Here is a 26,094-nt window from a genome sequence, read left to right as displayed (position 1 = left end):
ATATGTGGCTTGACCATGCGGAATTGTCCACCTAACAAAACCGTACCGAACCGTTCCATATATGGTGGCGCATGCCTGATACTTCACCAACCGACCCGTCCCCCTCAGGCCAGCCCGCCCCGTCCGGCGCGCCACAGTCCGATACGAAAAAACCTGCTGACCCGCGCAAGGCCGCCATACGCAGGCTGGTTGTGGCGTGTATCGCGGGCATTGCCGTGATAGCGTTCGTGGCATGGCTGATCCACTGGTGGACGCATGGACGGTTCATCCAGTCCACCAATGACGCGTACCTGCAGGCCGATCAGGTCACGGTGTCCACCCGTGTGGCGGGCTTTGTCGATCAGGTTCTGGTGGCCGAAAACCAGGCGGTGACGAAGGGGCAGGTTCTGGTGCGCATGGATGAACGTGATCCCCGCGCCCGCTTTGAACAGGCCCGTGCGCTGGCCGATCAGGGCAATGCCGCGATCATCCAGACCAGGGCCCAGATCGACGCGCAGGACGCCGAAATTGCACAGGCACAGGCCCGGCGCGATGCAGCGCAGGCGCAGGTTGATTTTGCCGACCGGCAGGTTGCCCGTTACCGCGCGCTGGCCGCAACGGGGGCCGAAACAAATGAACATTATGACCAGTTGCGCAACAGCAGCGCACAGGCCCATGCCCAACTGTCGCAGGCCACCGCCGCCCTGAAATCGGCACAGCTTCAGATCGCCACCTTCCGTGCCGAAATCCTGCAGGCACAGGCCCGTATTGAACAGGCCATCGCCCAGCAGCGTTCCGCGCAGGTGGATCTGGACGCCACCACAATCCGCGCCGCAGTGGACGGACGCGTGGGCGACCGCAGCGCACGTGTGGGACAGTATGCTGCCGTTGGCACGCATATGATGACCATCGTGCCGGTGCAGGACATCTATCTGGTGGCCAATTTCAAGGAAACGCAGATCCGCCGCATGCGCGCAGGCCAGCCGGTCCGGGTATCGGTCGACGCGCTGGGCGGTGAGACGATACACGGTACGGTCGAAAGCTTCGCGCCGGGCACGGGCGCACAGTTCGCCCTGCTGCCGCCCGACAACGCAACCGGCAATTTCACCAAGGTAGTCCAGCGCGTGCCGGTACGCATCCATATCCAGCCCGATGCGGCACAACGCGTGATATTGATCCCTGGCCTGTCGGTTACGGCGGCGGTCGATACGTCCGTCCCGGTCAGTGATCCGGCCCCCACCGGCGGTGGGTCGTGAGCACGCAGCCAACAGACGATAACAGCCCCGCCGTTCCGCAGAAAGCGGATGCGGCGGCGTGGCTGGCGGTGGCGGCGGGTACCATTGGCGCGCTGATGGCGACGCTGGATACTTCCATCGTCAATTCGGCCCTGCCCACCATCCAGGGCGAAATCGGGGCATCCAGCAGTGAGGGCACGTGGGTCACCACGGCATATCTTGTGGCCGAAATCGTCATGATCCCTCTGGCCGGATGGTTCGAGCGCATATTCAAGCTGCGCAATTTCCTGTTGATCGCAGCGGTGCTGTTCACCATCTTTTCCATGTGGTGCGGGCTGTCACCCAATCTCATGCACATGATTATCGGCCGTGTGGGACAGGGTTTTACCGGTGGGGCCATGATCCCCACCGCCATGACCATCGTGGCCACGCGCCTGCCGCCAGCCCAGCGTCCAGTGGGTATCGCGCTGTTTGGCATGACCGCCGTCCTTGGCCCGGTGATCGGTCCGGTCATTGGCGGATGGCTGACGGAAAACCTGAGCTGGCATTACGCCTTCTTCCTCAACCTGCCCATCAGCATCGGGCTGGGCATCCTGCTGTTTGTCGGCCTGCCCGCGGGTAAAATTGACTGGGGCGAATTCCGCAATACCGATTATTACGGACTGGCGGGGCTGATACTGGGGCTGGGTGGCCTGACAGTCGTGCTGGAGGAAGGGCAGCGCGAACGCTGGTTTGAATCCGACATGATCCGTGAACTCAGCATCATGTCCGTCATTGGCATGGCCCTGCTGGTGATCGGGCAGTTCCGCTCGCGCCAGCCGGTCATTCACCTGAAAATCCTGCTGCAGAAAAGCTTTTTCGGGGTGTTTGTCCTCAGCCTCGGGGTGGGTGGCGCGCTGTATGGCATCCTGTACCTGATCCCGCAGTTCCTGGCCGCCGTCCCCGACTACAATTCCGAACAGTCGGGTATCGTTGCCGCCATAAGCGGCATTCCCACCCTGCTGATGCTGGCGGTATTTCCCATTCTGGTGCGCAAGCTAGATATCCGCCTGGCCATCGCGTTTGGCATGTTTTTGTATGTGGTCAGCTGCTTCATGAACGCGCATCTGTCACCGGACAGCGCGGGGCCGCATTTTTTCTGGTCGCAGGTAGTGCGTGGCTTTGCGCAGTTCTTTTCGCTGCTGTTCCTTAATCAGGCTGCGACCAGTGCGGTGCCCATACAGTATGCGGAAGATGCGTCCGGCCTGTTCAATGCCGCGCGAAACCTTGGCGGGTCATTCGGGCTGGCCGCGGTAGCGACACTGCATGATCGCCGGATGGACCTGCATACCGCCCGCATCGAGGAAACGGTCACCGCCAATTCCCCACTGGGGCAGGAATTCGTACAGCACTACGGTCTGGCGCGTCTCAGCGCGCTGATTACCCGACAGGCGACCGTAATGACCTATGGCGATCTGTTCTGGATATTCGGCATCGCCCTGCTGGTGATGATGCCCCTCGTATTCCTTATCAGGCCAATGCCCAAAGACGCTGGCATGACGGCGGGATGACAGACATGACCCCCTTTTCCCCCTTTCGTCCCGCATGGCGCGCCACGTCCGGCATTGCCCTGAGCATGACGCTTGCGGCCTGTTCCGTAGGCCCCGATTACAAGGGACCGCCGCATGTCGCCCCCGTGGCGGAACACGCGGCCGGTTTCCACCGGGCCGATCCCGCGCTGACCACGGCGCAGGCCCCGCTGTCGCACTGGTGGGAAGGATTGAATGACCCGGTGCTGACCGACCTTGTCACCACGGCACTACGCAACAGCCCTGACATGAAACAGGCGGCAGCACGACTGCACACCGCCCGCGCGACCCAGCGTGAACGCTTTGCCGGGTTCTTCCCCGGTGGCGGCATGGCCGCGTTCTGGGACCGTACGCGCCTGCCTACGGGCGATATCACGTCTGTTCTTGGCGGCAGCGGACAGCCTGACACCATGTCGCTGCCACCTGCCATCAAGTCGGATTCCTATGGCGCGGGTTTTGACGCCAGCTGGGAAATCGACCCCTTTGGCGGCAACCGGCGTGGCTATGAGGGCGCACGTGCGCAAAGCGAGGCCCAGATGGCGCAGCTGGCTGATACCCGTGTCCGGCTGGCAGCGGATGTAGGGCGCAATTACGTCAGCCTGCGCGGGGTGCAGCACCGGCTTGCGCTTATGCAGCGGACCATTGAAATCGAACAGAACATGCTGGACCTGACCCGCCAACGCCGGATGCAGGGCACCGCGTCGCAGGAAGATGTGGAACGCTTCTCGGGCCAGCTGTCACAGGTGCAGGCCGCCATTGCCCCGATGCAGGCGCAGCAGGCCGGGTATATGGACGCGCTGGCCACCCTGACCGGGCGCGAGGCGGGACAGCTTGATGCGCAACTGTCCCCACCTGAACCCATTCCCCTGCCACCCGCAGTGGTTCCCGTGGGCAATCCCGCCGACCTGTTGCGCAGGCGTCCCGACATCCGCGTGGCCGAACGTGACATTGCCGCCAACAATGCCCAGATCGGTCAGGCCATTGGACAGTATTTTCCCAAGATCAGCCTGTTCGGCACGGTTGGCTTTACCGCCGCCAACGGGCAGCGTTTCTTTTCGGGTGACAGCTTTTCCTACATGGGCGGGCCGACGCTGGAATGGAGCATCCTGAACTTCGCCCGCACCAATTCACGCGTGGGCGAGGCCAGGGGCGGGCGTGACGCGGCCCTTGCGCATTATCAGGGCGTTGTCCTGTCCGCGCTGCAGGATGCGGAAGGCGCGCTGTCCCGCTTTGGCCACCAGCGCCAGTATGTGCTGAAACTGCAGGAAGCACGCGGGGCGTCGGACCGGTCATGGGCACTGGCCCGGCAGCGCCAGCGCGCGGGCACCCTGTCGGTCATTGACGCGCTGGATGTGGAACGTCAGCGCGTCCAGATTGAACAGGAACAGGCACAGGCGCAGGCCAGCATGACCAATGACTACATTGCCGTGCAGAAAGCGCTTGGCCTTGGCTGGGAATCACCTGCCCCGCCGCCTGCGGCGGTCCGGACGGCGGAGCGTTAAACACGCGCGCGGGTTTTAAAGGATGTCTGGAAAGTCGGATCCGGAACATCCTGCAATCATGAGGAAACTTTTGAAAACGCCGCCTTTTTGAAAAAAGGCGGCACCCGAAAACTTTTATTTTTATTTATCAATGATTTATTTTCAGACAGTCTTTGTTGCATAGATAAAAGTTACACTTCGCAATGAAACTTCCGCCCACTGACGCCTGCGTGGATATTGCCACAATCCCGATCTGAATTCATAAGGGTTGGACGGCCACGGGCGGGAGACTGAGTCTTGCATTCTGGACCAAGGGGAAGACACGCGCGTGCCTTCCTGTCAGCCCTGATCCTTGCCCTATCCTCGCCTGGCCTGTCCGCATATGCCGTGGATGGTGTTGCAGCCAACGCGATCTCTACCCCATCCGTTCCCCATATAGCCGCCAGCGTGGCGGATAATGCCCTTGTCGATGATCTGGAACATCGGACCTTCCGCTGGTTCTGGGATGCGGGGGATCCAAAAACGGGGCTGGTGCCTGACCGTTATCCATCACCGCAGACGTTAAGCAGCGTGGCCTCCATCGGCTTTGGGCTGACGGCCTATGGCATCGGGGCCAGCCGGGGTTATGTCACCCGTACGCAGGCCGCGACACGGACGCTGGCCACCCTGCACTATCTTCTGGACGGACCGCAGAACGACACGGCGGACGGGGCGATGGGGTATCAGGGGTTTTACTACCATTTCCTAAACCGGGGGACGGGGCTGCGCTTCAGCCACGATATCGAACTGTCCAGCATCGACACGGCACTGCTGATGCAGGGCGTGCTGTTCGTCCAGTCCTTCTATGACCGCCAGACGCCACGCGAAGCCGAGATCCGCACCCTGGCGGACCAGTTGTACAAACGCGTCAACTGGCAGTGGATGACACGCCCCGATAACCGGCTGAGCATGGGATGGAGTCCCGAACATGGCTTCATCCCCAGCTACTGGGAAGGCTACAGCGAAGGGATGATGGCCTATATCCTCGGCCTTGGTTCCCCCACCCATGCGCTGGCGCCCGTATCGTGGCAGGCGTGGCTGGCGACCAACAACCAGCGCTGGGGCGATTATTATGGCCAGACCTTCCTGAACTTCGCCCCCCTGTTCGGCCACCAGTACACCCATGCGTGGATTGATTTTCGTGGCGTGCAGGATGCATGGGCGCGTGAAAAACAGATCGATTACTTTGAAAACAGCCGCCGCGCCGTCTATGCCCAGCGGGCCTATGCCATTGCCAACCCCGGCAAGTGGCAGGATTACAGTGCCACGATGTGGGGCCTGACCGCCTGTGACGGTCCCGGTGACGTGACCCGGCAGATTGATGGGCAGTCACGGCATTTCCTGTCCTATTCCGCCCGTGGCGCTGGCCGCGACTATACGCAGGATGACGGCACCGTAGCCCCCACCGCCGCAGCCGGGTCCATTGCGTTCGCGCCTGAAATCGTGCTGCCGACACTGCAGAACATGAAAAACCGCTACGGGCAGAATATTTATGGCCAGTACGGTTTTGTCGATGCGTTCAACCCCAGTTTCCGCAACGGGCAGACCTTCTGGACCGATCGGGAATATCTGGGCATCGATCAGGGGCCGATCCTGCTCATGATCGAAAACTGGCGCAGCGGATTGGTGTGGAACGTGATGAAGCGCAACCCCTATATCCGCGCGGGGCTGGAACGCGCGGGATTTGAAGGGGGATGGCTACCGACCCCGACCGCCGCCGCGAAGGTGGCCCGGCCCGATACACGGACTTCGCAACTTGCCCCGCAATCCCCCACGGCGGCACCGACCGGTGATGCCACACGGGGACCGGTGGCCCCGGCCAACCCGTCGTAGTGTGTTTTTGACTGCCTGAAAGACTGTTCAGAAAATAAACAGTTTCCGGGTGCCGCCTTTTTTCAGAAAGGCGGCGTTTCACGAAGCTTTTTGAAAAAAAGCTTCACCCAAAAACTTCTTTCGACAGGTTTTACGGGCCAGCATCGATCGGCACGACGTCAATCAGCTTCTTGTTGACGAATTCCTGTATGCCCATGGATGACAGTTCACGCCCGAAGCCTGACCGCTTGACCCCGCCAAAGGGCAGGTCTGATGTCGTCCATGTGGGATGATTGACATAAACCATGCCCGTCTCGATCTGTTCAGCCACCCGGATGCCGCGCGCCGTATCGGACGTAAACACCGAACCGCCCAGCCCGTACGGGTTGTCATTGGCCAGGGCTATGGCCTCATCCTCATCGCGCACACGGAAGAACATGGCGACCGGGCCGAACAGTTCCTGATGAAAAACCGGATTATCAGGCGCTATATCGGTCAGGATGCTGGTCTGCACGAACGCGCCCCTGTTGGGTGGCGTGGGGCCGACACGCATGACCTTTGCACCATTCTTAACGGCCAGTTCCACCTGTTCATTCAACTGGTCGGCAGCGCCCTGTGATGACAGTGGCGGCACGCCGCTTTTTTCATCCATCGGGTCACCGGGAACCAGTTTGCCCAATTCGGTCGCAAACCGGTCCAGAAAGGCATCGGCAATCGGTTCGGCCACAATGATACGCTTGGCCGCGACACAGCACTGGCCGCCATTGTTCATGCGTCCCCAGACCGCCCATTTCACGGATTTTTCAAGGTCGGCATCTTCCAGCACGATGAAGGCGTCACTGCCACCCAGTTCCATGGTGGTCTTCTTCAGCGCCTTGCCGGCCTGCGACGCCACGATGGCGCCCGCCCCCTCGCTCCCGGTCAGCGCGACGCCAATCACGCGGTCATCGGCAATGATCTTGCCCAACTGGTCGCGGGTGGCATACAGGTTGGTATATAGCCCTTCCGGCGCACCGGCGTCACGGAACAGCTGTTCAAAGGCAGCGGCGGCCTGCGGCACGTTGGACGCATGCTTCACCACGACCACATTGCCCGCCATGAACTGTGGCCCCACCACGCGGGCAAGCTGATAATAGGGGAAATTCCACGGCTCGATCGCAAACAGGATGCCCAGCGGCTGGCTGACCACCATGGCCTGGTCCCCGCGCCCGCTTTTTTCCTTCAGCTTCTGTGGCGCCAGGAAGGTTTCGGCATTATCGGCATAATATTGCAGGATATCGGCGGACAGTTCGACTTCCGCCAGGCTTTCCCGATACAGCTTGCCCATTTCCAACGTCAGCAGGCGGGCATATTTATCTTTCTGCGTGCGCAGCAGGTCGGCAGCCTTTCCCACGATGGCCGCGCGCCTGTCAAATGGCAGTTTCGACCATTCCCTGTAGGTCGCATGGGCGCGGTCCAGCTTCTGCGCCAGTTCCGCATCCGTCAGGTCTGGGAATGTTGCAATGGTTTCATTGGTATACGGATTGACTGTCTTGTACGCCATTGGCCTGTCTCCATCCGGATCTTGGGGCAACAGGCGTGGTCCATGCTGCGGCGTTGCGTCTTGATCGGCCAACGCCACCTTCATGCCGCCTGTGCGTGCAGAACGGCACGAAGGCGTCCGGGTTGCGTGGCATTCGCACATGCCGGTATCCACCAAACCATAAAGAAGTTTTTGGTGAAGCTTTTTCAAGACTCAAGGAATGCCGCCTTTTTGAAAAAAGGCGGCACCCAGAGACCTTTATTACTTTACTTATTACAGCAGACCGGTCGGCAATCAGGCCGTAACCAGCTGTTCCGCTGCTGGCGCGGGCACGCGGATCAGGTAATCAAAGGCGGATAGCGCGGCCTTCGCCCCGTCACCCACGGCAATGACAATCTGCTTGTAGGGCGTGGTCGTCGCATCGCCTGCGGCAAACACTCCGGGGATCGAGGTCGCACCATGGTCATTGACCATGATTTCCCCAAAGTCGTTCAGTTTCAGCGTGCCCTTCAGCCAGCCCGTATTGGGCAGCAGGCCGATCTGCACGAATACCCCTTCCAGGTCGATATGATGATCTGCGCCATCGCCACCGCGATAGGTAAGTCCCGTCACGTTGCGGCCATTACCTTCGATCCGCGTGGTCAGGGCCTCGGTCAGGACCGTGATATTGGGCAGCGTGTGCAGCTTGTCCCGCAGGACCTTGTCCGCCTTCAGGTGTGACCCACGCTGCAGCAGCGTCACGTGGGCGACGATGCCCGCAAGGTCGATGGCTGCTTCCACCCCGCTATTGCCGCCGCCAGCCACGGCGACCCGCTTGCCCTTGTAAAAGGGGCCATCGCAATGCGGACAGTAGGCAACGCCCCTGTTGCGGTATTCCTCCTCACCCGGCACGCCAAGGTGCCGCCAGTGCGCTCCAGTGGCCAGTATGACCGTGCGGGAATGCAGGACCGCACCGTTTTCCAGCACCACGCCATGCAGGCCGCCGGGCTGTGTCGCGGGAAACAGTTCCTTGGCGCGCTGGCCGGGAATGATTTCCACATCATACTGCCGGACATGGGCTTCCAGTGCGGCAGCCAGTTTCGGGCCATCGGTTTCGGGGATGGAGATGAAATTCTCGATGCCTGCGGTATCCATGACCTGCCCGCCAAAGCGGTCGCCCAGCAGTCCCGTGCGCAGCCCCTTGCGCGCAGCATAGACCGCGGCCGATGCGCCAGCAGGCCCTTCCCCGATAATCAGGACATCAAACGGCGCAATATCCTTCAGCTTTTCTGCGGCCTGCCGGGGGGCGTCGGCATCCAGCTTCGCCAGGATCTGCTCAATTTCCATACGTCCCGTCTCGAACAGTTCACCATTGAGGTAAACCTGCGGCACGGACATGATGTTGCGGGCTGCGACTTCGTCCGGGAACAGCGCCCCGTCTATCGTGACGTTATGGATATTGGGGTTCAGCACGCACATGGCATTGAGCGCCTGCACCACATCGGGGCAGTTCTGGCACGACAGGGCCACGTAGGTTTCGAAATTGTATGGTCCCGGCAGGGCGCGTATCCGGGCCGCCACGTCATCGGGGATCTTTGGCGCATGGCCACCGACCTGCAGCATCGCCAGCACGAATGACGTGAATTCATGCCCCAGCGGGATAGCTGCGAACATCACCCCCGTTTTCGCGCCATCGCGGTGGATGAGGAAGCTGGGACGCCGGGAGGCCTGTCCTGTCTCGGACACCTGCACCTTGTCCGAAAGGGCGGCGACCTCATGCAGGAGTTCATGCATCTCACGCGATTTGGGGGTGTCATTCAGGCTGGCCTCCAGCACGATCGGGTGCGCAAGGCTGGCCAGATACCCCTTGAGCTGCGTCTTGATGGGATCTTGCAACATGGGAATGGACTCCGCTCTTTGGGAAAAGGTGGCGTGGATGGTCCGGCCCCGTGGGGCCGGACCATGACCACTTGCGTCAGATCTTGCCAACGAGATCCAGCGACGGGGTCAGCGTAGCGCTGCCTTCCTTCCACTTCGCCGGGCACACTTCACCGGGGTGGGAGGCGACGTACTGCGCGGCCTCGATCTTGGCGATCAGTTCGGCGGCACTGCGGCCGACGCTGCCTGCGGTGATTTCGATGTACTGGATCCGGCCTTCCGGATCGATCAGGAAGGTGCCGCGATCGGCCACGCCCGCTTCCTCGATATACACATCAAAATTGCGTGCGATGTGGGCGGTCGGGTCACCCAGCATGACGAACTTGATCTTGCTGATGGCCGGCGACGTGTCGTGCCATGCCTTGTGGGTGAAATGCTTGTCGGTCGAAACCGAATAGATTTCCACGCCCAGCTTCTGGAACGTCTCATAATTATCAGCCAGGTCTTCCAGCTCCGTCGGGCAGACGAAGGTGAAATCTGCCGGGTAGAAGAAGAAGACGGACCATTTGCCCTTCACGTCGGCATCGCTCACCTTGATGAACTTTCCGTTGTGGAAGGCGTCTGTTTCGAACGGCTTCAGAGACGAATTGATGCGTGCCATGCGGAATGCTCCTTGCTTTGGCTTGTCAGTTATTGACGGGGTATCTGTCCCACAAACACGAAATGGGGAGAAACCGTTTCTGTCAATGGGTGTAATCGGAAAAACCTTTTTACAAACATACCGAAATCGGTCCTATCTATAGATATGAATTATATTCCCCTTTCCGGCCTGTCGCTGCGCGACATCGAATATGTGGTGGCGGTGGATGACCTGCGCAACTTCTCCCGCGCGGCGGAACGCTGTGGCGTAAGTCAGGGCGGTCTGTCGGAACAGGTGCGCAAGCTTGAATCCCTGCTGGGTGTCGTGCTGTTCGAACGCACGCGCCGCCATGTGACGGTTACGCCGGATGGCGCGCGCCTGATCGCGATGGGACGCGACGTGCTGGCCGCCGCCCGCGCCATGATCGAGGCCGCGCGCACGCGCACTGGTCCGCTGGATGGGGTGGTGCGCGTGGGGATCATTGCAACGCTTGGCCCCTATTACGTGCCCGACCTGCTGCCTTTGCTTCGGCGGGCCTATCCGCAACTGAAACTGCAACTGACCGACAGCCTGACGGATACAATGCTGCGAATGCTGCGCCATGATGAACTGGACGTGGTGTTCGCCGCCCTGCCGGTAAGTGGGGAGGGATTTCATTGCGCCCCCCTGTTCCGCGAACCATTTCTTGCCGCCTTTCCCGCCACCCACCCGCTGGCGCGACGCAAGACGCTGGCGATGCCCGACCTGAAGGGACCGGACCTTCTGCTGCTGGAAGACGGACACTGTCTGCGTGACCAGGCGCTGGCATTATGTGGCATGCCGCCACAGCGCGACCAGCCACGCCTGGCCACCAGCCTTGAAATGCTGTGGCACATGATTGGCGCGGGGGAAGGATATTCCCTGATCCCCCGCCTGGCGCTGCGTCACCGGGGCGAATGGGACGGGCTGATAAGCGTGACCGCCCTGCCATCCGCAAGCCGCACGATCGGGCTTGTATGGCGTGCATCCGACCCGCGAGGCCCTGCATTTGAGGAATTTGCCCGCTTCCTGCGCGAAAACCCGCCCGAAAGCTGCACACCGGTCGATGTCCCGTCCCCACCGCACGCGGCGCACATCCGGTCCGCGTGACCGTGGCATGCCTGGCTGGTATTTTCCACGACCATGAGGCGTTAGACAGGAAACCATCCTTGCTGCGCTTTTCATCCATGTGTGCAGTCAGGTAATGAACCCTACTCACCACATGCATGCATCCGGAACCCGGAATGCAATCCTGAAAAGAATCTGTAATGGGCAAGAACCTGCGGAACACGTCACCCATTCAGTAAAATCTTGCAGCCTGTCAGACCCCCGCCCCGGCGGAGGCAGGCGGCAGCAGACGATCACTGACCCAGATCCTGTATCCCGGCGACAGCCATGACATCCCGTTCCAGGGGCACGCCGCACGGCTTGATGCGCTGCGCCAGTGGATGGAGGACACACGACAGAACGTATCGATCCAGATCATTACGAGCAGGGCGGGACAGGGCAGGACGCGGCTCGGCACGGAACTGCCTGCACATGCGCGAAAAGGGCTGGAAGCATTCCACGCGCCACGGCCACCGGCGCCTGACCTGTTCGGCACCGGTGCGTCCCCCATTAATCCAGCCCTGCAGGCGCAAAGCATGCAGGAAACAGCCAGTCTGCATGACGCGCAGGGAAGCATCAGACCAGGTTGCAGCCCATCGGGAAAAAAGTCCGTGTCATGCACAACCAGATAGTCCGCAAACGCCGCCGTTAGCATGTATTGGGGATTCGGGCCATAATCACCAAACCTTTGCACCGCCATGGCGTTGTCACGGCATTACAGGAGGTTCCCATGACACGTCCCATCAGGTTGTTCATTGCCCTGGCTATCGGCCTGTCCGTAGCAGGATGCCATGATGGCCATTATCACCATCATCACCGCGGTGGATATGACGGTTACCATCGTGGTGGCTATGGCAATGGATATGGCAGCCCCGGACGCGGCTACGGCGGTCCCTACATGGGTGGCGGGGGCGGCATGCGTGGGCCGTAACCCCGAACGGTCCGTACGGTCATTTCCCGGTCAGCCGGGTGACCAGCAGCTGGTTGATGCGGAAACCTTCCACATCAACCACCTCGAAACGGAAACCCAGCGTATCCACGCGGTCGGCCTTGCGTGCCATGCGGCGCAGGCGGTGCATGACAAAACCGCCAATGGTGTCGAATGGCCCGGCTTCATCCAGATCGGCAGCCTCCAGTTCACGGCGCACGTCCCCTATGGAGGCAGCACCGTCAATCAGCCATGAATTGGCATCACGGCGCACGATCAGCTGTTCCTCGAACGGGTTGGCAAGCCCACCCATCAACGCCCCCATGATGTCCTTGAAGGTAATCAGCCCCACGACCAGCCCGTATTCGTTCACCACCAGCGCGAAACCTGCGCCATGTGTGTCGAACTGCGCCAGCGTATCCCACAGGTTGATCGTCTCGGGCACAGACAGGACATCGCGCCGCACCTGAAAGATCGCGTTGCCGCCGGGCAGCGCGCCCTGCGGTCCCGTGGCGGGTGGCTGGGTCGGGTCGCGGTCCACCACGGCCGCCAGCACGTCTTCCGCGCGGATGGACCCCACAACATTATCCAGGCCGCCATTGCACAGCGGATAGCGTGAATAGGGCTTGGCGCGGACCTTGGTCTTCTGTTCCTCTATGGTTTCCTGCAGGTCGAGGAACACGATTTCATCACGCGGGGTCATGGCAGACGTGATTGAACGGTCCTGCAGGCCCAGCACGTTCTGGATCATCTGGTGTTCCTGTTCCAGCAGCACGCCCGATGCCGTGCCAGCAGCCAGGATGGCACGCAGATCCTCTGGCGTAACCGGCTCGACGGCCGATGCCGCCGGGATCTTCAGGGCACGCAGGATGGTGTCTGACATCTTGGAAAACACCCAGACAATGGGATAGAGCAGCTTCAATGCCAGAGCCGGAAACCAGCCCACGGCCAGCGCGATCTTGTCTGGCGCGTTCATGGCCACACGTTTGGGCAGCAGGTCGGCAAACAGCACGAACAGCCCCGTCACCAGCATGAACCCGAAGACCGAGGCCAGCGTTTCCGCGGTCGAGGTCGGCAGACCCCAGCCCATCAGTCCATGAGTGACGGACGGCGCGATCATTTCCGAACTGATCATGCCGCCCAGCACACCCACGCCGTTAAGGCATATCTGCAGGACGGTTATGACCTGCCCGCTGTTGCGCCGCAGTTTCAGGAACGCGGTGGCCCGTTCATCGCCTGCTTCCGCGCGCGAACGCAGGCGTGCATCACGTGCGGCGGCAAAGGATATTTCAGAAAGTGAAATGAAGATATTAAGTGCGACCAGAAGGACAAGCGCGATCAGGCCAGAGAAAAACAAAACCACCGGAACACCCATAAAATGACGGCCACGCAATATAGCATGTAATTTTATAAACCCGTACAGATATGTTTAATCAGGTGAAATCGTTTTTTACTTAAATTACATTACGGATTGTTGATAAAGGGATACTGCCCGACTGTCCCGGCGCAGGGGATAACCATGGCGACACGGCCCCGGTCCGGGAGCGCGCGCCATGATGCGTCCCGTCAGGGCGCCGGGTTGGAATGAACCTGGTGGATGGCGTTGATTCGTTCCTCCAGTTCCGGGGGGATGGCCACGTTTTCCGCCCCCAAAATGGCCTCAAGCTGGTCCGTGCTGGTGGCCCCGATGATGTTGGAAGTCACGAACGGACGCGACGTGACAAAGGCGATAGCCAGTTGCACAGGATCGATCCCGTATTCATGTGCAAGCTGGATATAGGCACGAACGGCGTCATCCACGCCCGGTTTTTCATAGCGCTGACCACGGTTGAACAGGGTCGTGCGCGCGCCGGCTGGTCGTGCGCCGTCCAGATATTTGCCGGTCAGGTACCCCTGCGCCAGCGGTGAATAGGCCAGCAGGCCCACGCCTTCACGCAGCGACATTTCAGCCAGCCCGATTTCAAACGTGCGGTTGATCAGATTATAGGCGTTCTGGATGGATACCACACGCGGTGCGCCATTGCGGGCTTCGGCCAGATATTGCGACAGGCCCCATGCGGTCTCGTTCGACAGGCCGACATGGCGTATCTTGCCTTCTTTCACAAGGTCACCCAGCACGCCCAGCGTTTCGGCAATCGGTACCTCGTCGGCGTCGGACAGGGTGGTGAAAGTATTGCCGCCCGCCCCGAACAGGCCGACCTTCCGGTCAGGCCAGTGCAGCTGATACAGGTCGATGTAATCCGTGCCCAGCCGACGCAATGAGCCGTCCAGCGCGTAACGGATCTGTTTCGGGGTCAGGCGCGTTTCCTCCCCCCCGGGGCGGAACCACGGCGATGTGCCGCGCCCGACCACCTTGCTGGCGATAACCAGACGCTCACGCCCGCCACGGGCCTTGAGCCAGCTCCCGATGATCCGCTCGGTCGCACCATGGGTTTCCGCGCGCGGGGGGATGGAATACAGTTCGGCCGTATCAATGAAATTGATGCCGTTCGCCACGGCCATGTCAAGCTGGGCATACCCCTCGGCTTCCGTATTCTGCTGGCCGAATGTCATTGTGCCAAGACAGATTTCGCTAACCTTGATACCGGTACGCCCAAGTTCACGTTGCTTCATCTGAAACCCTGCTGGTTGAAAAAGGGACCGGCACGCCTGATGACGCGTAACCGGGGTCTGGACAGTCATGGCGGTCATCATGCCCATACGGCACGACCGCACGCCTTCCTTGCGCCCCGCATCCGTGACAGGATCAAGGGCAACAGGAAAAACATGGCGGACGGTAGCATGATGGCCGATCATTTCAACCGCGCAGAATGATATTTTTGTAAATGCACATTATTTATCGTTATTATGCAGGCAGCTATCCGACGCGTGCGTGGCCGGGCCGTGACCATGGGTTGCACGGATCGATACATGATGATGAAGTTGTTGAGGTCCGGTCCGTCATGGATAACCGCAGCAAGGATATCTGAACCATGGGTTCATCCCCCGCCACTGCCATTCCGGTAACCCGACAGACACTGAACGAACTGGCGGCGCGTTTTGCCACCCGTGCGGCCACCCATGACCGGTCTGGTGAAATCGCCACCGAAAACCTTGATGAATGCCGCGCGGCAGGGCTGCCTGGCCTGACCATTGCACGCACGGATGGGGGACAGGGCGGCGGCCTGCGGCAGGTGGTGGATGTGGTTGGCCGACTGGCCATCGGCGATCCCACCACCGCGCTGATCATGGCCATGCATTTCCTGCAGCATATGCTGATTGCAGAAAATTTCCGCTGGCCCGAAATCACGCGACGGCAGGTGATTGAAACTGCCCTGCGAGATGGGGCACTGATCAACGCGCTGCGGGTTGAGCCTGAACTGGGTACCCCTTCGCGCGGCGGCCTACCCGCGACACGCATTACACGCGATGCAGGCAAGATTATGCTGAACGGGCGGAAAATCTATTCCACCGGATCGACCGCCCTGCGCTGGGGCACGGTATGGGTTGTAACGGACGAAGCCCGGCCACGGGTGGGACAGGTTCTGGTTGACCTGCATGCTCCGGGTATACGTATTGAACGAAGCTGGCACCAGATGGGCATGCGCGCGACGGGCAGCCATACCTTCGTATTTGAAAATGTTGAACTGCCTGAAGCGGCTCTGGTTGACCTGCGGGTGCCTGAACAATGGCCAGGCAATGACGGGGCGCTGGTTATCGGCCATGCACTGGCCATTGCAGCCTTATATGACGGTGTCGCCCGCGCAGCACGGGACTGGCTGGTTTCCTTCCTGCATGCACGCGTGCCGACGGCGCTGGGCAAACCGCTTGCCACCCTGCCCCGGTTCCATACGCTTCTGGGGCAGATTGACGCGCTGCTGATGACAAACCGAAGCATAATGGATGTTGCCCTCAACCGGGCTGACAACGGGGATTATCCTGGCACCGAAGCCAATCTGGCCAAATATGTCATGACGGAAAACGCCATCAGGGCCGTTGAACTGGGCGTTGCCGCAATCGGCAATCCGGCATTGAGTGAGGATAACCCGCTGGAACGCCATTTTCGCAACGTCCTGTGCGCGCGCATCCATTCCCCGCAGGGCGACGTGGCGCTGGCTGCGGCAGGCAGGGTAGCCCTGACCCCGGCGGAATGACAAATGCCCGACCGTCTTCTTTCTCAGCCATCTGCCTCGCAGCAACCGTCATGTTCGGGCCATGAGTCCTGAACCTAGAGTCGTTATAAACTGTCGGATGGTTCGCGGAAATAAATATACTTACAAATAATTTTTCAGTCAGTAATCTCTAATATTTCTTTCAAAACTTCATGAACATTACTTTTGATCCGAATTATCACTGCCATGCAGGATGCGTCGGGCTACAATTCCAGGACCACGGGCGCGGAGCTTGGCTTCTCCGTGCCAGTCTGGGGGACTGGTGATTGTAATTTCTGGTTTACCATGCATCCGATCGATATACGGCACGTTAAAGCCCCTGATCGCTTCTGCATTTCAATATAGCTTCATCACGAAACAGACACGATTTATGTTCATTCATATATTTATAATTTTTTACTTCATATATTACACCTGCAGTGTCATGGTTGCGGCTGATAAAATTTCCTTATGCAATGTAATATAGCATATTGCATATTCATGAGGGGTACGATTGAGTATGCCCATGACGCCACCAATACCGCCCGTTTCGCCACCCTCCCCTACCGCAGCATGGCGTTTCGCCCGCCCGGGGGAAGCTGAAACCAACAGCCTGCCCGAAGCCTTTGCCAGCGTACGGGTGCCAGGTGCCGGGGCATCATGGCTGCGGCGGTTCATGGCGTTCGTGGGGCCAGGTTATATGGTTTCGGTCGGGTATATGGACCCCGGCAACTGGGCTACCGACCTTCAGGGTGGGGCGCAGTTCGGTTATACGCTGCTGGCAGTCATTGGGCTGTCGAACTTCATGGCGATTCTGCTGCAATCGCTGTCGGCGCGACTTGGTATCGCCACCGGGCGTGACCTGGCGCAGGCATGCCGCGATCATTTTCCGCCGGTTGTAAACATCGTTCTGTGGCTGGCCTGTGAACTGGCCATCATCGCGTGTGACCTGGCGGAAGTCATCGGCACGGCAGTTGCACTGCAACTGCTGTTCGGCATACCCCTGCTGGCAGGCGCCATGATTTCGGTGCTGGATGCCTTTCTGGTGCTATTCCTGATGAACCGGGGCTTCCGTTACCTTGAGGCCTTCATAATCGGGCTGCTCAGTATCATAGCACTATGCTTTGCCGTTCAGGTCGTGGCGGCACAGCCCCCCATCACGGCGTTACTGAAGGGGTTCCTGCCCTCTTCCCGGATCGTGACCAACAGCCAGATGCTGTATATCGCCATTGGCATTATCGGGGCGACGGTGATGCCGCATAACCTTTACCTGCATTCCGCCATCGTACAGACGCGTGCCTTTCCCCGCACCGTGCCCGGACGGCAGGACGCCATACGCTGGGCAACATGGGACAGCACGCTTGCCCTCATGCTGGCGCTGTTCATCAATGCTGCCATCCTGATTGTGGCTGCTGCCGCCTTCCACACCACCGGCCACCGGGATATCGCGGAACTGGAGGACGCCTACCGCCTTCTGTCCCCCATACTGGGACTGGGCATTGCTTCCACCCTGTTTGCGGTGGCCCTGCTGGCAGCGGGCACCAATTCAACCATTACCGGCACACTGGCCGGCCAGATCATCATGGAAGGGTTCCTGCGGCTGCGCATTCCCCATTGGGCGCGACGGCTGCTGACACGTGGGCTGGCCATTATCCCGGTTGTGATTGTCACGGCCATTTATGGGGACAGGGGTGTGGGGCAACTGCTACTGGCCAGTCAGGTAATTCTGTCGCTGCAATTACCCTTTGCTGTAATTCCACTGGTGATGTTCGTATCCGACCGGCGGAAAATGGAGGAATTCGTTATATCCCGCCCATTCGCCCTGTTGTCGTGGCTGGTGGCTGCCATTATCCTGGTGCTGAATTTCAAGCTGCTTTACGATACGGTTCTCACATTGTGACAGCTCATTGATAAAAAATAATAAAAATTCTTAGGAGCATCTTTTCTTCAAAAAAGACGGCGTTCTTTGAAACTTTTTAAAAAAAAGCTTTACCAGAAAACTGCTGTCTCATTCAGGAGCAGGAGCTGACGCCGCATGGAAGCATGCATTGTCAGGACACTCAGCATCTCTATCCACCCACACCTTACCGGCCCTGCCGCGCATTATTATGCAGCGGGTGAGAAAATGGCAGATCCTGCACAGGCTCAGGCATGTGGCACTGTCGTGGGGGGCACGGTCGCCGTCACCTTCAGGCCATCCGGCCCTGGACCATTGTCCACAAGATTGAGGAAGCTGGGAACCGGGAACCTGATGCCTTCACTGTTCATCCGCACGGCCAGACGGGCATAATATTCACGATAGACTGTCCATTTGGCGCCCGGCATGGTGCGGACCGAACCAAGGAACCGCGCACCATTCCCATCCGCCTGTTCAATACCCAAAAAGGCGAATTCGGACATGATGAGGTGCCCGTAACGGGGTGTCCTGCGCATCAGTTCCAGTTCTTCATGCAGGATCGCGCAAAGCTGCTTCGTGTCCTGGCTGAGATCGATCATGAAATCAACCACGACAAGGTTGTAATCACGCGATGTATTGGCAATGGATGACACTTCCGAAAACGGAATGATATGCAGGTCGCCATTGACCGAACGCAGCCGCAGGGTCCGGATCGACAGGTGTTCGACCGTTCCAGACACGCCGCCTGCGGTCACCCAGTCCCCCACCTGAATGGCATTTTCCACCAGCATGAAGAAGCCGGTGATGAAATCCTTCACCAGGCTCTGTGCACCAAAGGCTATGGCCGCACCCATAATCCCCGCGCCGGTCAGCAGCGGGGCAACATTGATCCCGATCTGGGACAGGGTGGTGACCGCCACAATAATGATGATCAGCGCCAGCAGCACCGTCTTGATAATGGGCAGAACCGTACGCAAACGGCTGGCCCGCCCGGTCTGGGATGAGTTTTCAAAACGGGCGATCTGTCCCTGCAATGCGGCATTGGCCGCTTCCCATATGATGATGGCGACCGTATAGGCGACAAGCACGGACAGCATTGCGCCAATGATCTTCGGCCCCAGCCTGCCATGGAACAGGAAATGGATGGCAGGCAGCCCCAGCGCCTGCAGGAAAAGCATGGCGGATGCAAAAAACATGAGGAACGACAGGATTTTGCGCGAAACCGGGTAATAATAATTCACTCGCGCCTGCAGACCGGGATAACGCGCCTCCATCGCGGGGGAGACATGGAACAGCCGGTTCTGCAGGTTGAAGATCAGCACCGACAGTACCCGCGACAGGATGACGACAGCCGTTGTCAGGATGACGGTACGGATGATCCATGCATAACCACCCTGGATATGGGTTGCCCAGATCAGCCATAATGCAAAGTTGAAGAACATGGCCGGCACCCACCACAGATAGACCAGCCGCCCCAGGAACATCCAAAATGGCTGCGTGCGCAGGCGTGCGGGCGGCTGAAGGGCCAGTGCGACATGCATGCGCACCCGCCACGTGAAGATGGCGACAAGCACATGTTCAATCAGCACGACGGAACGGATGATTGCCTCCGTCCCGCGCGCGGGCATGTCAAACACGCCCCCCAGCGTGGACAGGCACACTACCACCGACGGTGCGGCGACAAGGAAGTTGAGCCAGTGCGTGACCATGAAGGCCGTCTGGTCGCTGGCGCTGCACAGCCGGATGGCGGGCGAATGCGGCACGAACAGCGTTTCCATCAGCAAATAGACCACGCGGGCCACCACATAGGCATTCGTCAGCGTAAGCGTGACCAGCATGGCCTGATGCGTGGTGGTCAGCAGGTACGCAAAACAGGTCCCCAGTGCGAAAAACAGCCCCACCGGCAGCAGCTTGATCAGCAGGTGCATAAGCGAATACGGCACACGGGCCAGCAGACGCAGTGTTGCGTGCTGGGCCTGCATGTCGCCCTGCCGGGTCTGCGCGTCGTCCGTGTCCTGTGCTGTCGCCCCTATCGCTGCTGGGGGCGTCGGGGCAACCGTGGCATCAGGCAGGTTCAGGCGGCGTTCGGTTGCGACCGCGCGTTCGGTAACCTTCAGCAGTGGCTTGCGCAACAGCAGCGAAAAACCATGTTCCGCCGCCAGAGCCAGCAGCAGGATCAATGTCGCCCGCCCCATGGCATCAAACAGGATCATCCGCGATTGCGGATCGGCAAAAATGGTATGGGTCCAGTGCACCACGAACACCAGATCACCAAACAGGGCAACAAAATGCCGGGCCTGCACGATCAGACGGCTACGCAGGGTTTCCATATCCTGAACCAGATCGCTGCCCAGCGTGTCGGGTTCGACCGACAGGGTATCCGTGGCGGTTTTGACGGCGGCGGCTGGTGCCGCGGGAGCAACAGGAATCTGGGATGCAATGGCCGACAGGGTATTGGTGAATTCGGTACGTTTCGCCGGGTCGTTCATGACCGCCAGCACCTGCTGCGCCTGTTCACGGCTCATGCCCTGCGCCGCATCCGTATCGGCGGCATGACCGCGTCCGGGCATGGACAGCAGGCACGTTGCGACAATCCCCAGCACGGCAACCCGCCAGAGCGCCAGCAGGGAATGGCCTGTGCCGCCGCGTTGGCAGGTATCGGTTAAGTGCCGCATTGTTTCCCTTCCGTCCCGACGGCCTGATTATGGATGCCCGCCATGGTAAACATGGCACGATCATTGACCATTTCAGGCAGCCACCCTGCGTTATTGCAGAAATGACCCTAAAAGCGCAGAGACGCGGAAGCCGATCTGATATGCAAGAAACTGGCTACCTTTTTGTAATTTACTTTTGGCAGCCATTTTTTATTTGTCATTATTAATTTTTATTGAAATAAGACTTATGTATTAATTTTATATACATTTTTTCTCATATTTGGTTTTGGCATGAATTCTTCCCCATGCGGACCGTCCGTTACTGCACCATTCAACGGAACAGCCCGGCGTCCATGCGCCGATACGCGCAGTGATGGGCCTTACGGCCTATCCTTCGGGGTTGTATGTTTTTTCAGCAGCAATACGGTATCCGAGCCATGCGTGACCGCACGTTCCAGTAGTTCCTGACCGAAGGCTTTCAACGACAGCGGATGCATATCATCAAGCGAACGGGCAAGGTCACGCCGTTCCGTATCCGACAGGCCGGGATCATCTGCTATACGCTGGTGCAGTGCCTTTACGGTATCGGAACCATCCAGCACCACATGCATGTCATCCGGCCGATCCAGATAGGCCCGCCCTGCGTTGGTCAGGGTGCTGTTTCCCGTGATCCGCAATCCGTTTCCGGTAATGCTGACACCGCCCTTGCTCAGTCCCTGCAATTCCAGATCAAGCAGGTTTCGGGCGTAGCGCCCGGCATCCGCATCGTGTCCGGGCACCAGATTGGCCGTCCCGCCATTGTCGGCCATGCGGCGAAGCATCGTCTCCTGCAGGTCATGGTCAATCACGTCAAATCCTCTTTTCCATCATGATTACAATGCCAGACTGGGCCAGTTGCACCCGGCAGGCAATCAGCAGCATGGAAAAGACGCTTATGCACGATCAGTCACAATCAGGGACATCCCGACACCATTGGGGCACGCGCAATGGGGGAATTGTGTTTTCCGCCTCCCTCACGGCCTGCCGGACCAGATGCAGGGCATGATTGCGCGCGGCATGGGTGTTGACGCGACTGGGCGTATCCTTGCCCTGTTCTATCGTCTGGCCCAGTCTTTCCAGACGGGCCAGCAGGACCTTGCGCTGCGCGGCATCCATGTCCAGCAGGGCCGCGCAGAAGGCATTATGCCAGATATGGACACCCAGTTGCGCCTGCTCGGTAGCGGACAGGGCATCATCATGCGATGGGGTCATGGTCAATCCTTCGCAAAAACTGCGGATGCCATTGCAACATGGTCATCCCTTACGGATTGCCATAAAGGGAATTTACAAAAACGGCCAGTATGGGAGGAATGCCAAGGGGAATGCCCCATTCACACCATGACATCATATGTCAGGCATTCATTACCGATATGGCGCAGTATTTCCGTATTGCGGAACAGGTCAAGCCGATCGGGTCGCAATGACCTGCGCGCCAGAAAGGCACGGGCCTCGGCCCTGGCTTCCTTTACGGGATAATCCTGCCCGGCGGGCTTGAGATGTTCAATGGCCGTGTAATCGACAATACCGACGTTATGGTTGTTCCTGTAGGCTTCATCACAGAATGCGATATCGGTCGCCCATGCCCAGCGCAATTCGGGAAAAGGAAACAGGTAGGTCATGGCGTCCCTGTGGAATGCCGTAACGGGACCATCTTCCACATAGCGGGTCACACGGCCAAGACTGTTCCATTTCCTGTAATTGAACGTAAAGGATGTATAGGAATGGTACCGGTGCGCGGGCTGTGATATTTTCAGGTCCATGATTTCACATAATGGAATGAACATATCCAGAAACCGGTGTGGCAGGGCTACATCGTCATCCGTTACCACAACCCAGTCGTAGTCAGGCAGATTGACCTTTGACAGGGCTGTATTGATATTACTGAACTTTCCCTTGCCACGCATCATGCGGACCGGGGCGAAATCAACGGCATGCCGTGTATTCATGAACCGGCTGAATACTTTTTTAAGCGTCCTGTCCCGTCTGGGAACCTGCACGGAAGTAACAAGCACTTTGCGGATCGGCTGACGTGTTGCAATACGCCTGACCTGTCGGGAAAATTTCGTATTGTGAATATCAAACAGCATGTCAGTCAGGACGGAAACCTTACGTTTCTGCCAGAAATTTTTATGCTGGCAGAAATCGGAATCAAAAAAATCCGCGTGGGAGGAAAGTCCATCCGGCATGTGCGTACTCCTGTCATTACATGCGTCATGACCGTACAAACATGCATTCCCGTCATGCACATCTTACGCATATTCTGGCATTTACCTGATCGGCGTCACGGCACGCATGATCCATGCGCCGCCTCAAGCATAACATCCTGCCTTCACGAAGGTTTCAAATTATTTCAGAACAAAATGAAATAACATAAATACCGACTGTAAATATTCCAGAATTACAATAAAACAGCCCGCCGTGTTGGAACTGTTCATATGCCTGCACGCTATGGGCAGGAAAGCGGATGCAGGTGGTGATTTTTTGCCTCCCATCCATCCAGATATCTTCAGGGATATGACGCGATGCGATATTTTCCTGCAATACTCGTACTGTGCGTGCCGTTGACCGTTACCCCGGCCGCCATGGCGCAGCAGCACCCACAGGATAGAAACGTAAGCCAGCCGGGGGGCAATTCACCTTCCTCGATCGAGCGCGCGCAGCCATATTCCCGCAAGACGGAACCTCTGCCGGAAAAGGCCGATCCGGCACGGCAGCAACAGCAACCCGACCAGCCCCTGACAAGACAGCCCGCAGGTAATAAAAGTCCGGATCAGCCCGGCATGTCCACCAACCACCAGACCCTGCGCAGTCCATCCGCCCTGCAATGACCCTCCCCACACTGATCATATAAAAACAGGGCAGGTACATGACTGTACCTGCCCCGTATCGTCATGGTCCGGGACAGCGGATAGGGATGCATACGGACATGCCCCCACCCGCCATCTGCTTACATGCAGTTCCTGCCCTGTGACAGGCCCATGCCATGGGATGCAAGAAACCGGAACTGCGCCTGTTCTTCAGGAAAGGCCGGAATGCCCTGCAGCGCATGCGTGGCCTTGCGATAGCGGTGCAGGTTGCTCAGCCGCCGCCATGGCCGGTCGGGATGCTGCTTGTTCCACAGGCTGATCGCCCGCATCTCAAGTTCCTGATTATTCACGGTGTAATCTGACTTCGTCATGTCCATCTCCCTGCATCTGCATGGTGGGTACTGGAACTGTCACGAGGTATGTGGGACGCTGCGGCAGCCTGCCACATGCACCCAACGCCAGATATTAGCATAAGTTCGGGAAGATTACTTTTTCTCCCCACACTGTGATCCGCAGTTAGGGGCAGTTTGCAAAAAAACGCCGCCTTTAAAAAAAGGCGACACCCAAAAACTTTTATTTTTGTCGATCAGCTGTTTTCAGACGATCTTTAAACGGATCATCCCGTCACGCGCTCCCTGCTCACGTTGCGGGATGCCCGGATTATTTTACCCTGTCAGCGGAAATGGTGGGAAACACCATTGTTTTCAGCGCGGCATCCGTGGCTGGCAGCTCCGTCCGCCCCGCGGGAACACCGTTTTCACGCAGTATGAAGGCAACCAGATCAGCATTCTGCGCCGGTGTAAGCGCACCGGGAGAAAACAGCGGCATGGCTTTGGAAATATAGTCAAACAGCCGATCCAGCGTGGCACCGGACCAGTTGGTTACAAAACGCCCCTTCAGCGGCGGTACGTCAAACGCACCTGCAAGACTGGCGCCATGACAGACAGCGCAGAACTGCTGGTATGTCGTCTCCCCCCGCTGCGCCTGTTCGGTGGTGTAATAGGATACGGTGCGCGCCTGTGCCGCATGGGCCGCAGGCAGCCCGATCTGCACCAGCGCCAGCAGCAGCCCGGCCCCCAGGCCCGCGCGGCAGGCATAACCCGACCCACGCATCAGCCACGCCCCGCGGGAAAGCGTGCAAACAGGTTTTCAAACACCGCAATCGCCTTTTCAGCTTCAGCGCGGTCAGCATGCTCGAAGCTGTTGCCGACCCCTTCCATTTCGCCAACATTGTTCAGATCAACGGCCTGAATCATCAGCCCGTCACTCTTGGACAGGGCCGCAGCCCCCTTGTATTCCACCCCGTACATCACATCCGGCTGGGGCGGCAGCCATGCCGTCTGCCCCCGCACGGGAATAAGGGTCCTGTCCCCCCACAGGTCACGCGCGGCATAGCCTGGACAGTTAATGATGACGGGTTCCGCTATGGATTTCATGTCAGCAGGGGTATGGAATTCACGGATCACGATCTTGCCGCCCGCCTGATAGAATTCCGACAGCAGCAGGTGCCCGTACGCCCCGAAATTGAACATCATCATCGGCGCACGCTGTGCATACGCGACGGGAAAGGGATTATCCTGACTGGCCAGCAGTTCGGGTGCGGGAATGATATCCCTGATCCGGTCGCCATAAGTGGCGAATTCACTGGTCGCGCGCGGCATCCCGGTAGAGGCGTAATCCCCCGGTCCGGTCCGGCCTTCGGGTTCGGGGCCTTCTTCAAATGGCGTGTCGGACAGTGTGTAGTTGTCACGAAAATCAATCGGATTGCCCGGCAGGCCAAGGTAATCGCGATAGGTTTTCCATGAATAGCGGGCCATCTGTTCCCACACATCGGCAAATTGCGGCCCGGCGGGGGCGGTCAGCGCAATGCGTGAATCCGGGGTCCAGCTGCCATTGGCGCGGACCGAACGGGTATGGGGCAGCATGTCGCGGGTATAGATGGTGACCTCAAAACCCGCGCGCTGCGCGCTGAGGGCCGACGTCAGTCCGATCACGCCACAGCCCACCACCGCAATCCGCCGGGGTGACAGCGATGCCGCCTTGCCCACCGCGATATCGGCCGAGCCCCATGACAGGGACCACCCGCTACCGCCATGGCCATAGTTATGGATGACCACCTTGTCGCCCACGCGCTCGACATCCAGCCGGGGACCGGCGGGACGGAACGGGCGCAGGCAGACCTTGATATCGGTAATCTGGTCGGCATGGGCGCGCATGGGCACCAGCCGGGGCACGGTGCCACCAACAGCGGTGCGCTGCAGGGCTGCTGCGGCGGCAGGGACGGAGTTCCACATCCCGCGCGCGCCAACGGCACCGAAAGCCAGGGAACCGGCAAACAGGTCCCTTCGTTTCAGGCGGAGGCGCCTGATTTTCTGGTTGTC

23 protein-coding genes are annotated in these 26,094 nt (G+C 59.1%); 10 read left to right on the top strand and 13 right to left on the bottom strand.

The genetic code is table 11. The features are described from left to right. Positions 1-71: 71 nt before the first annotated feature. The 4 genes from MSKU9_RS02260 to MSKU9_RS02245 all read left to right on the top strand — a co-directional run bounded on the left by MSKU9_RS02260 (position 72) and on the right by MSKU9_RS02245 (position 6,135). The gene (locus MSKU9_RS02260) at positions 72-1,235 is read left to right on the top strand and encodes an HlyD family secretion protein (protein ID WP_141259733.1); all 1,164 of its coding nucleotides are present in this window, start codon (positions 72-74) and stop codon (positions 1,233-1,235) included. After that, the gene (locus tag MSKU9_RS02255; protein ID WP_141259732.1) at positions 1,232-2,764 is read left to right on the top strand and encodes an MDR family MFS transporter; all 1,533 of its coding nucleotides are present in this window, start codon (positions 1,232-1,234) and stop codon (positions 2,762-2,764) included. The genes MSKU9_RS02260 and MSKU9_RS02255 overlap by 4 nt, the downstream gene beginning before the upstream one ends. 5 nt (positions 2,765-2,769) lie before the next feature. Continuing rightward, entirely contained in the window at positions 2,770-4,284 is a 1,515-nt protein-coding gene (locus tag MSKU9_RS02250; protein WP_227002320.1) for an efflux transporter outer membrane subunit, read from the top strand. Between the two features lie 276 nt (positions 4,285-4,560). Next, the gene (locus MSKU9_RS02245; protein ID WP_141259730.1) at positions 4,561-6,135 is read left to right on the top strand and encodes a glucoamylase family protein; all 1,575 of its coding nucleotides are present in this window, start codon (positions 4,561-4,563) and stop codon (positions 6,133-6,135) included. A gap of 130 nt (positions 6,136-6,265) precedes the next feature. Here the strand turns inward: MSKU9_RS02245 and MSKU9_RS02240 are convergent, their stop codons facing one another. From MSKU9_RS02240 to ahpC, 3 genes are all read right to left on the bottom strand, one after another. Next, positions 6,266-7,657, bottom strand: a complete 1,392-nt coding sequence (locus MSKU9_RS02240; protein WP_141259729.1) for an NAD-dependent succinate-semialdehyde dehydrogenase — start codon at positions 7,655-7,657, stop codon at positions 6,266-6,268. Positions 7,658-7,930: 273 nt separating this feature from the next. Then, positions 7,931-9,514 (bottom strand): alkyl hydroperoxide reductase subunit F, encoded by a 1,584-nt coding sequence (gene ahpF / locus MSKU9_RS02235; protein ID WP_141259728.1) that lies wholly within the window; start codon positions 9,512-9,514, stop codon positions 7,931-7,933. Positions 9,515-9,590: 76 nt separating this feature from the next. After that, on the bottom strand, positions 9,591-10,154 hold the full coding sequence (ahpC, locus tag MSKU9_RS02230; RefSeq protein WP_141259727.1) for an alkyl hydroperoxide reductase subunit C: 564 nt from the start codon (positions 10,152-10,154) through the stop codon (positions 9,591-9,593). Between the two features lie 144 nt (positions 10,155-10,298). Between ahpC and MSKU9_RS02225 the strand changes: the two genes are divergently transcribed. Then, positions 10,299-11,261, top strand: a complete 963-nt coding sequence (locus tag MSKU9_RS02225) for a hydrogen peroxide-inducible genes activator (RefSeq protein WP_141259726.1) — start codon at positions 10,299-10,301, stop codon at positions 11,259-11,261. A gap of 211 nt (positions 11,262-11,472) precedes the next feature. Here the strand turns inward: MSKU9_RS02225 and MSKU9_RS18450 are convergent, their stop codons facing one another. Beyond that, positions 11,473-11,676, bottom strand: a complete 204-nt coding sequence (locus tag MSKU9_RS18450) for a hypothetical protein (RefSeq protein ID WP_141259725.1) — start codon at positions 11,674-11,676, stop codon at positions 11,473-11,475. A gap of 312 nt (positions 11,677-11,988) precedes the next feature. Here MSKU9_RS18450 and MSKU9_RS02215 point away from each other — a divergent pair, with 312 nt between their 5' ends. Continuing rightward, positions 11,989-12,189, top strand: a complete 201-nt coding sequence (locus MSKU9_RS02215; RefSeq protein ID WP_141259724.1) for a hypothetical protein — start codon at positions 11,989-11,991, stop codon at positions 12,187-12,189. Positions 12,190-12,208: 19 nt separating this feature from the next. Here MSKU9_RS02215 and MSKU9_RS02210 read toward each other — a convergent pair whose 3' ends face one another. Both MSKU9_RS02210 and MSKU9_RS02205 read right to left on the bottom strand, forming a co-directional pair. After that, on the bottom strand, positions 12,209-13,561 hold the full coding sequence (locus tag MSKU9_RS02210) for a hemolysin family protein (RefSeq protein WP_141259723.1): 1,353 nt from the start codon (positions 13,559-13,561) through the stop codon (positions 12,209-12,211). 191 nt (positions 13,562-13,752) lie between these two features. Further along, complete coding sequence (locus MSKU9_RS02205; RefSeq protein WP_141259722.1) at positions 13,753-14,799, bottom strand: aldo/keto reductase; 1,047 nt, start codon at positions 14,797-14,799, stop codon at positions 13,753-13,755. Between the two features lie 39 nt (positions 14,800-14,838). On the opposite strand from MSKU9_RS02205, the gene MSKU9_RS17835 reads away from it, so the two are divergent. The 3 genes from MSKU9_RS17835 (at position 14,839) to MSKU9_RS02190 (ending at position 18,216) form a co-directional block, all read left to right on the top strand. After that, positions 14,839-15,000 carry a hypothetical protein gene (locus tag MSKU9_RS17835; protein ID WP_154670658.1) on the top strand — a complete coding sequence of 54 codons (162 nt, stop codon included), beginning with the start codon at positions 14,839-14,841 and terminating at the stop codon, positions 14,998-15,000. A gap of 158 nt (positions 15,001-15,158) precedes the next feature. Next, positions 15,159-16,319 carry an acyl-CoA dehydrogenase family protein gene (locus MSKU9_RS02200; protein WP_141259721.1) on the top strand — a complete coding sequence of 387 codons (1,161 nt, stop codon included), beginning with the start codon at positions 15,159-15,161 and terminating at the stop codon, positions 16,317-16,319. 517 nt (positions 16,320-16,836) lie between these two features. Further along, positions 16,837-18,216 (top strand): Nramp family divalent metal transporter, encoded by a 1,380-nt coding sequence (locus tag MSKU9_RS02190; RefSeq protein ID WP_141259863.1) that lies wholly within the window; start codon positions 16,837-16,839, stop codon positions 18,214-18,216. Between the two features lie 245 nt (positions 18,217-18,461). On the opposite strand, the gene MSKU9_RS02185 is transcribed toward MSKU9_RS02190, so the two are convergent. The 4 genes from MSKU9_RS02185 to MSKU9_RS02170 all read right to left on the bottom strand — a co-directional run bounded on the left by MSKU9_RS02185 (position 18,462) and on the right by MSKU9_RS02170 (position 22,852). Then, positions 18,462-20,783, bottom strand: a complete 2,322-nt coding sequence (locus MSKU9_RS02185; protein WP_227002341.1) for a mechanosensitive ion channel family protein — start codon at positions 20,781-20,783, stop codon at positions 18,462-18,464. Positions 20,784-21,247: 464 nt separating this feature from the next. Then, the gene (locus MSKU9_RS02180) at positions 21,248-21,715 is read right to left on the bottom strand and encodes a hypothetical protein (protein ID WP_141259718.1); all 468 of its coding nucleotides are present in this window, start codon (positions 21,713-21,715) and stop codon (positions 21,248-21,250) included. A 94-nt stretch (positions 21,716-21,809) separates the two neighbouring features. After that, entirely contained in the window at positions 21,810-22,118 is a 309-nt protein-coding gene (locus MSKU9_RS02175; RefSeq protein ID WP_141259717.1) for a hypothetical protein, read from the bottom strand. A 119-nt stretch (positions 22,119-22,237) separates the two neighbouring features. Further along, entirely contained in the window at positions 22,238-22,852 is a 615-nt protein-coding gene (locus tag MSKU9_RS02170) for a hypothetical protein (protein WP_227000525.1), read from the bottom strand. A 576-nt stretch (positions 22,853-23,428) separates the two neighbouring features. Between MSKU9_RS02170 and MSKU9_RS02165 the strand changes: the two genes are divergently transcribed. Then, complete coding sequence (locus tag MSKU9_RS02165; RefSeq protein ID WP_141259715.1) at positions 23,429-23,734, top strand: hypothetical protein; 306 nt, start codon at positions 23,429-23,431, stop codon at positions 23,732-23,734. Between the two features lie 119 nt (positions 23,735-23,853). Here the strand turns inward: MSKU9_RS02165 and MSKU9_RS02160 are convergent, their stop codons facing one another. The 3 genes from MSKU9_RS02160 to MSKU9_RS02150 all read right to left on the bottom strand — a co-directional run bounded on the left by MSKU9_RS02160 (position 23,854) and on the right by MSKU9_RS02150 (position 26,067). Next, positions 23,854-24,084, bottom strand: coding sequence for a hypothetical protein (locus tag MSKU9_RS02160; protein ID WP_227000523.1), 231 nt, complete (start codon positions 24,082-24,084; stop codon positions 23,854-23,856). Between the two features lie 289 nt (positions 24,085-24,373). Continuing rightward, positions 24,374-24,826 (bottom strand): c-type cytochrome, encoded by a 453-nt coding sequence (locus MSKU9_RS02155; RefSeq protein ID WP_141259713.1) that lies wholly within the window; start codon positions 24,824-24,826, stop codon positions 24,374-24,376. Then, a complete protein-coding gene (locus MSKU9_RS02150; protein ID WP_193557616.1) occupies positions 24,826-26,067 on the bottom strand; it encodes an FAD-dependent oxidoreductase in 1,242 nt (413 codons plus the stop codon). Before MSKU9_RS02150 ends, MSKU9_RS02155 begins: the two co-directional genes overlap by 1 nt. Between the last annotated feature and the right edge of the window lie 27 nt (positions 26,068-26,094).

It is taken from the genome of Komagataeibacter diospyri (genome assembly GCF_006538165.1).
GTDB classification, from domain to species: Bacteria; Pseudomonadota; Alphaproteobacteria; order Acetobacterales; family Acetobacteraceae; genus Komagataeibacter; species Komagataeibacter diospyri.
The sequence above is the reverse complement of the archived record's forward strand: the minus strand, read 5'-3'. Positions and strand labels throughout refer to the sequence as shown.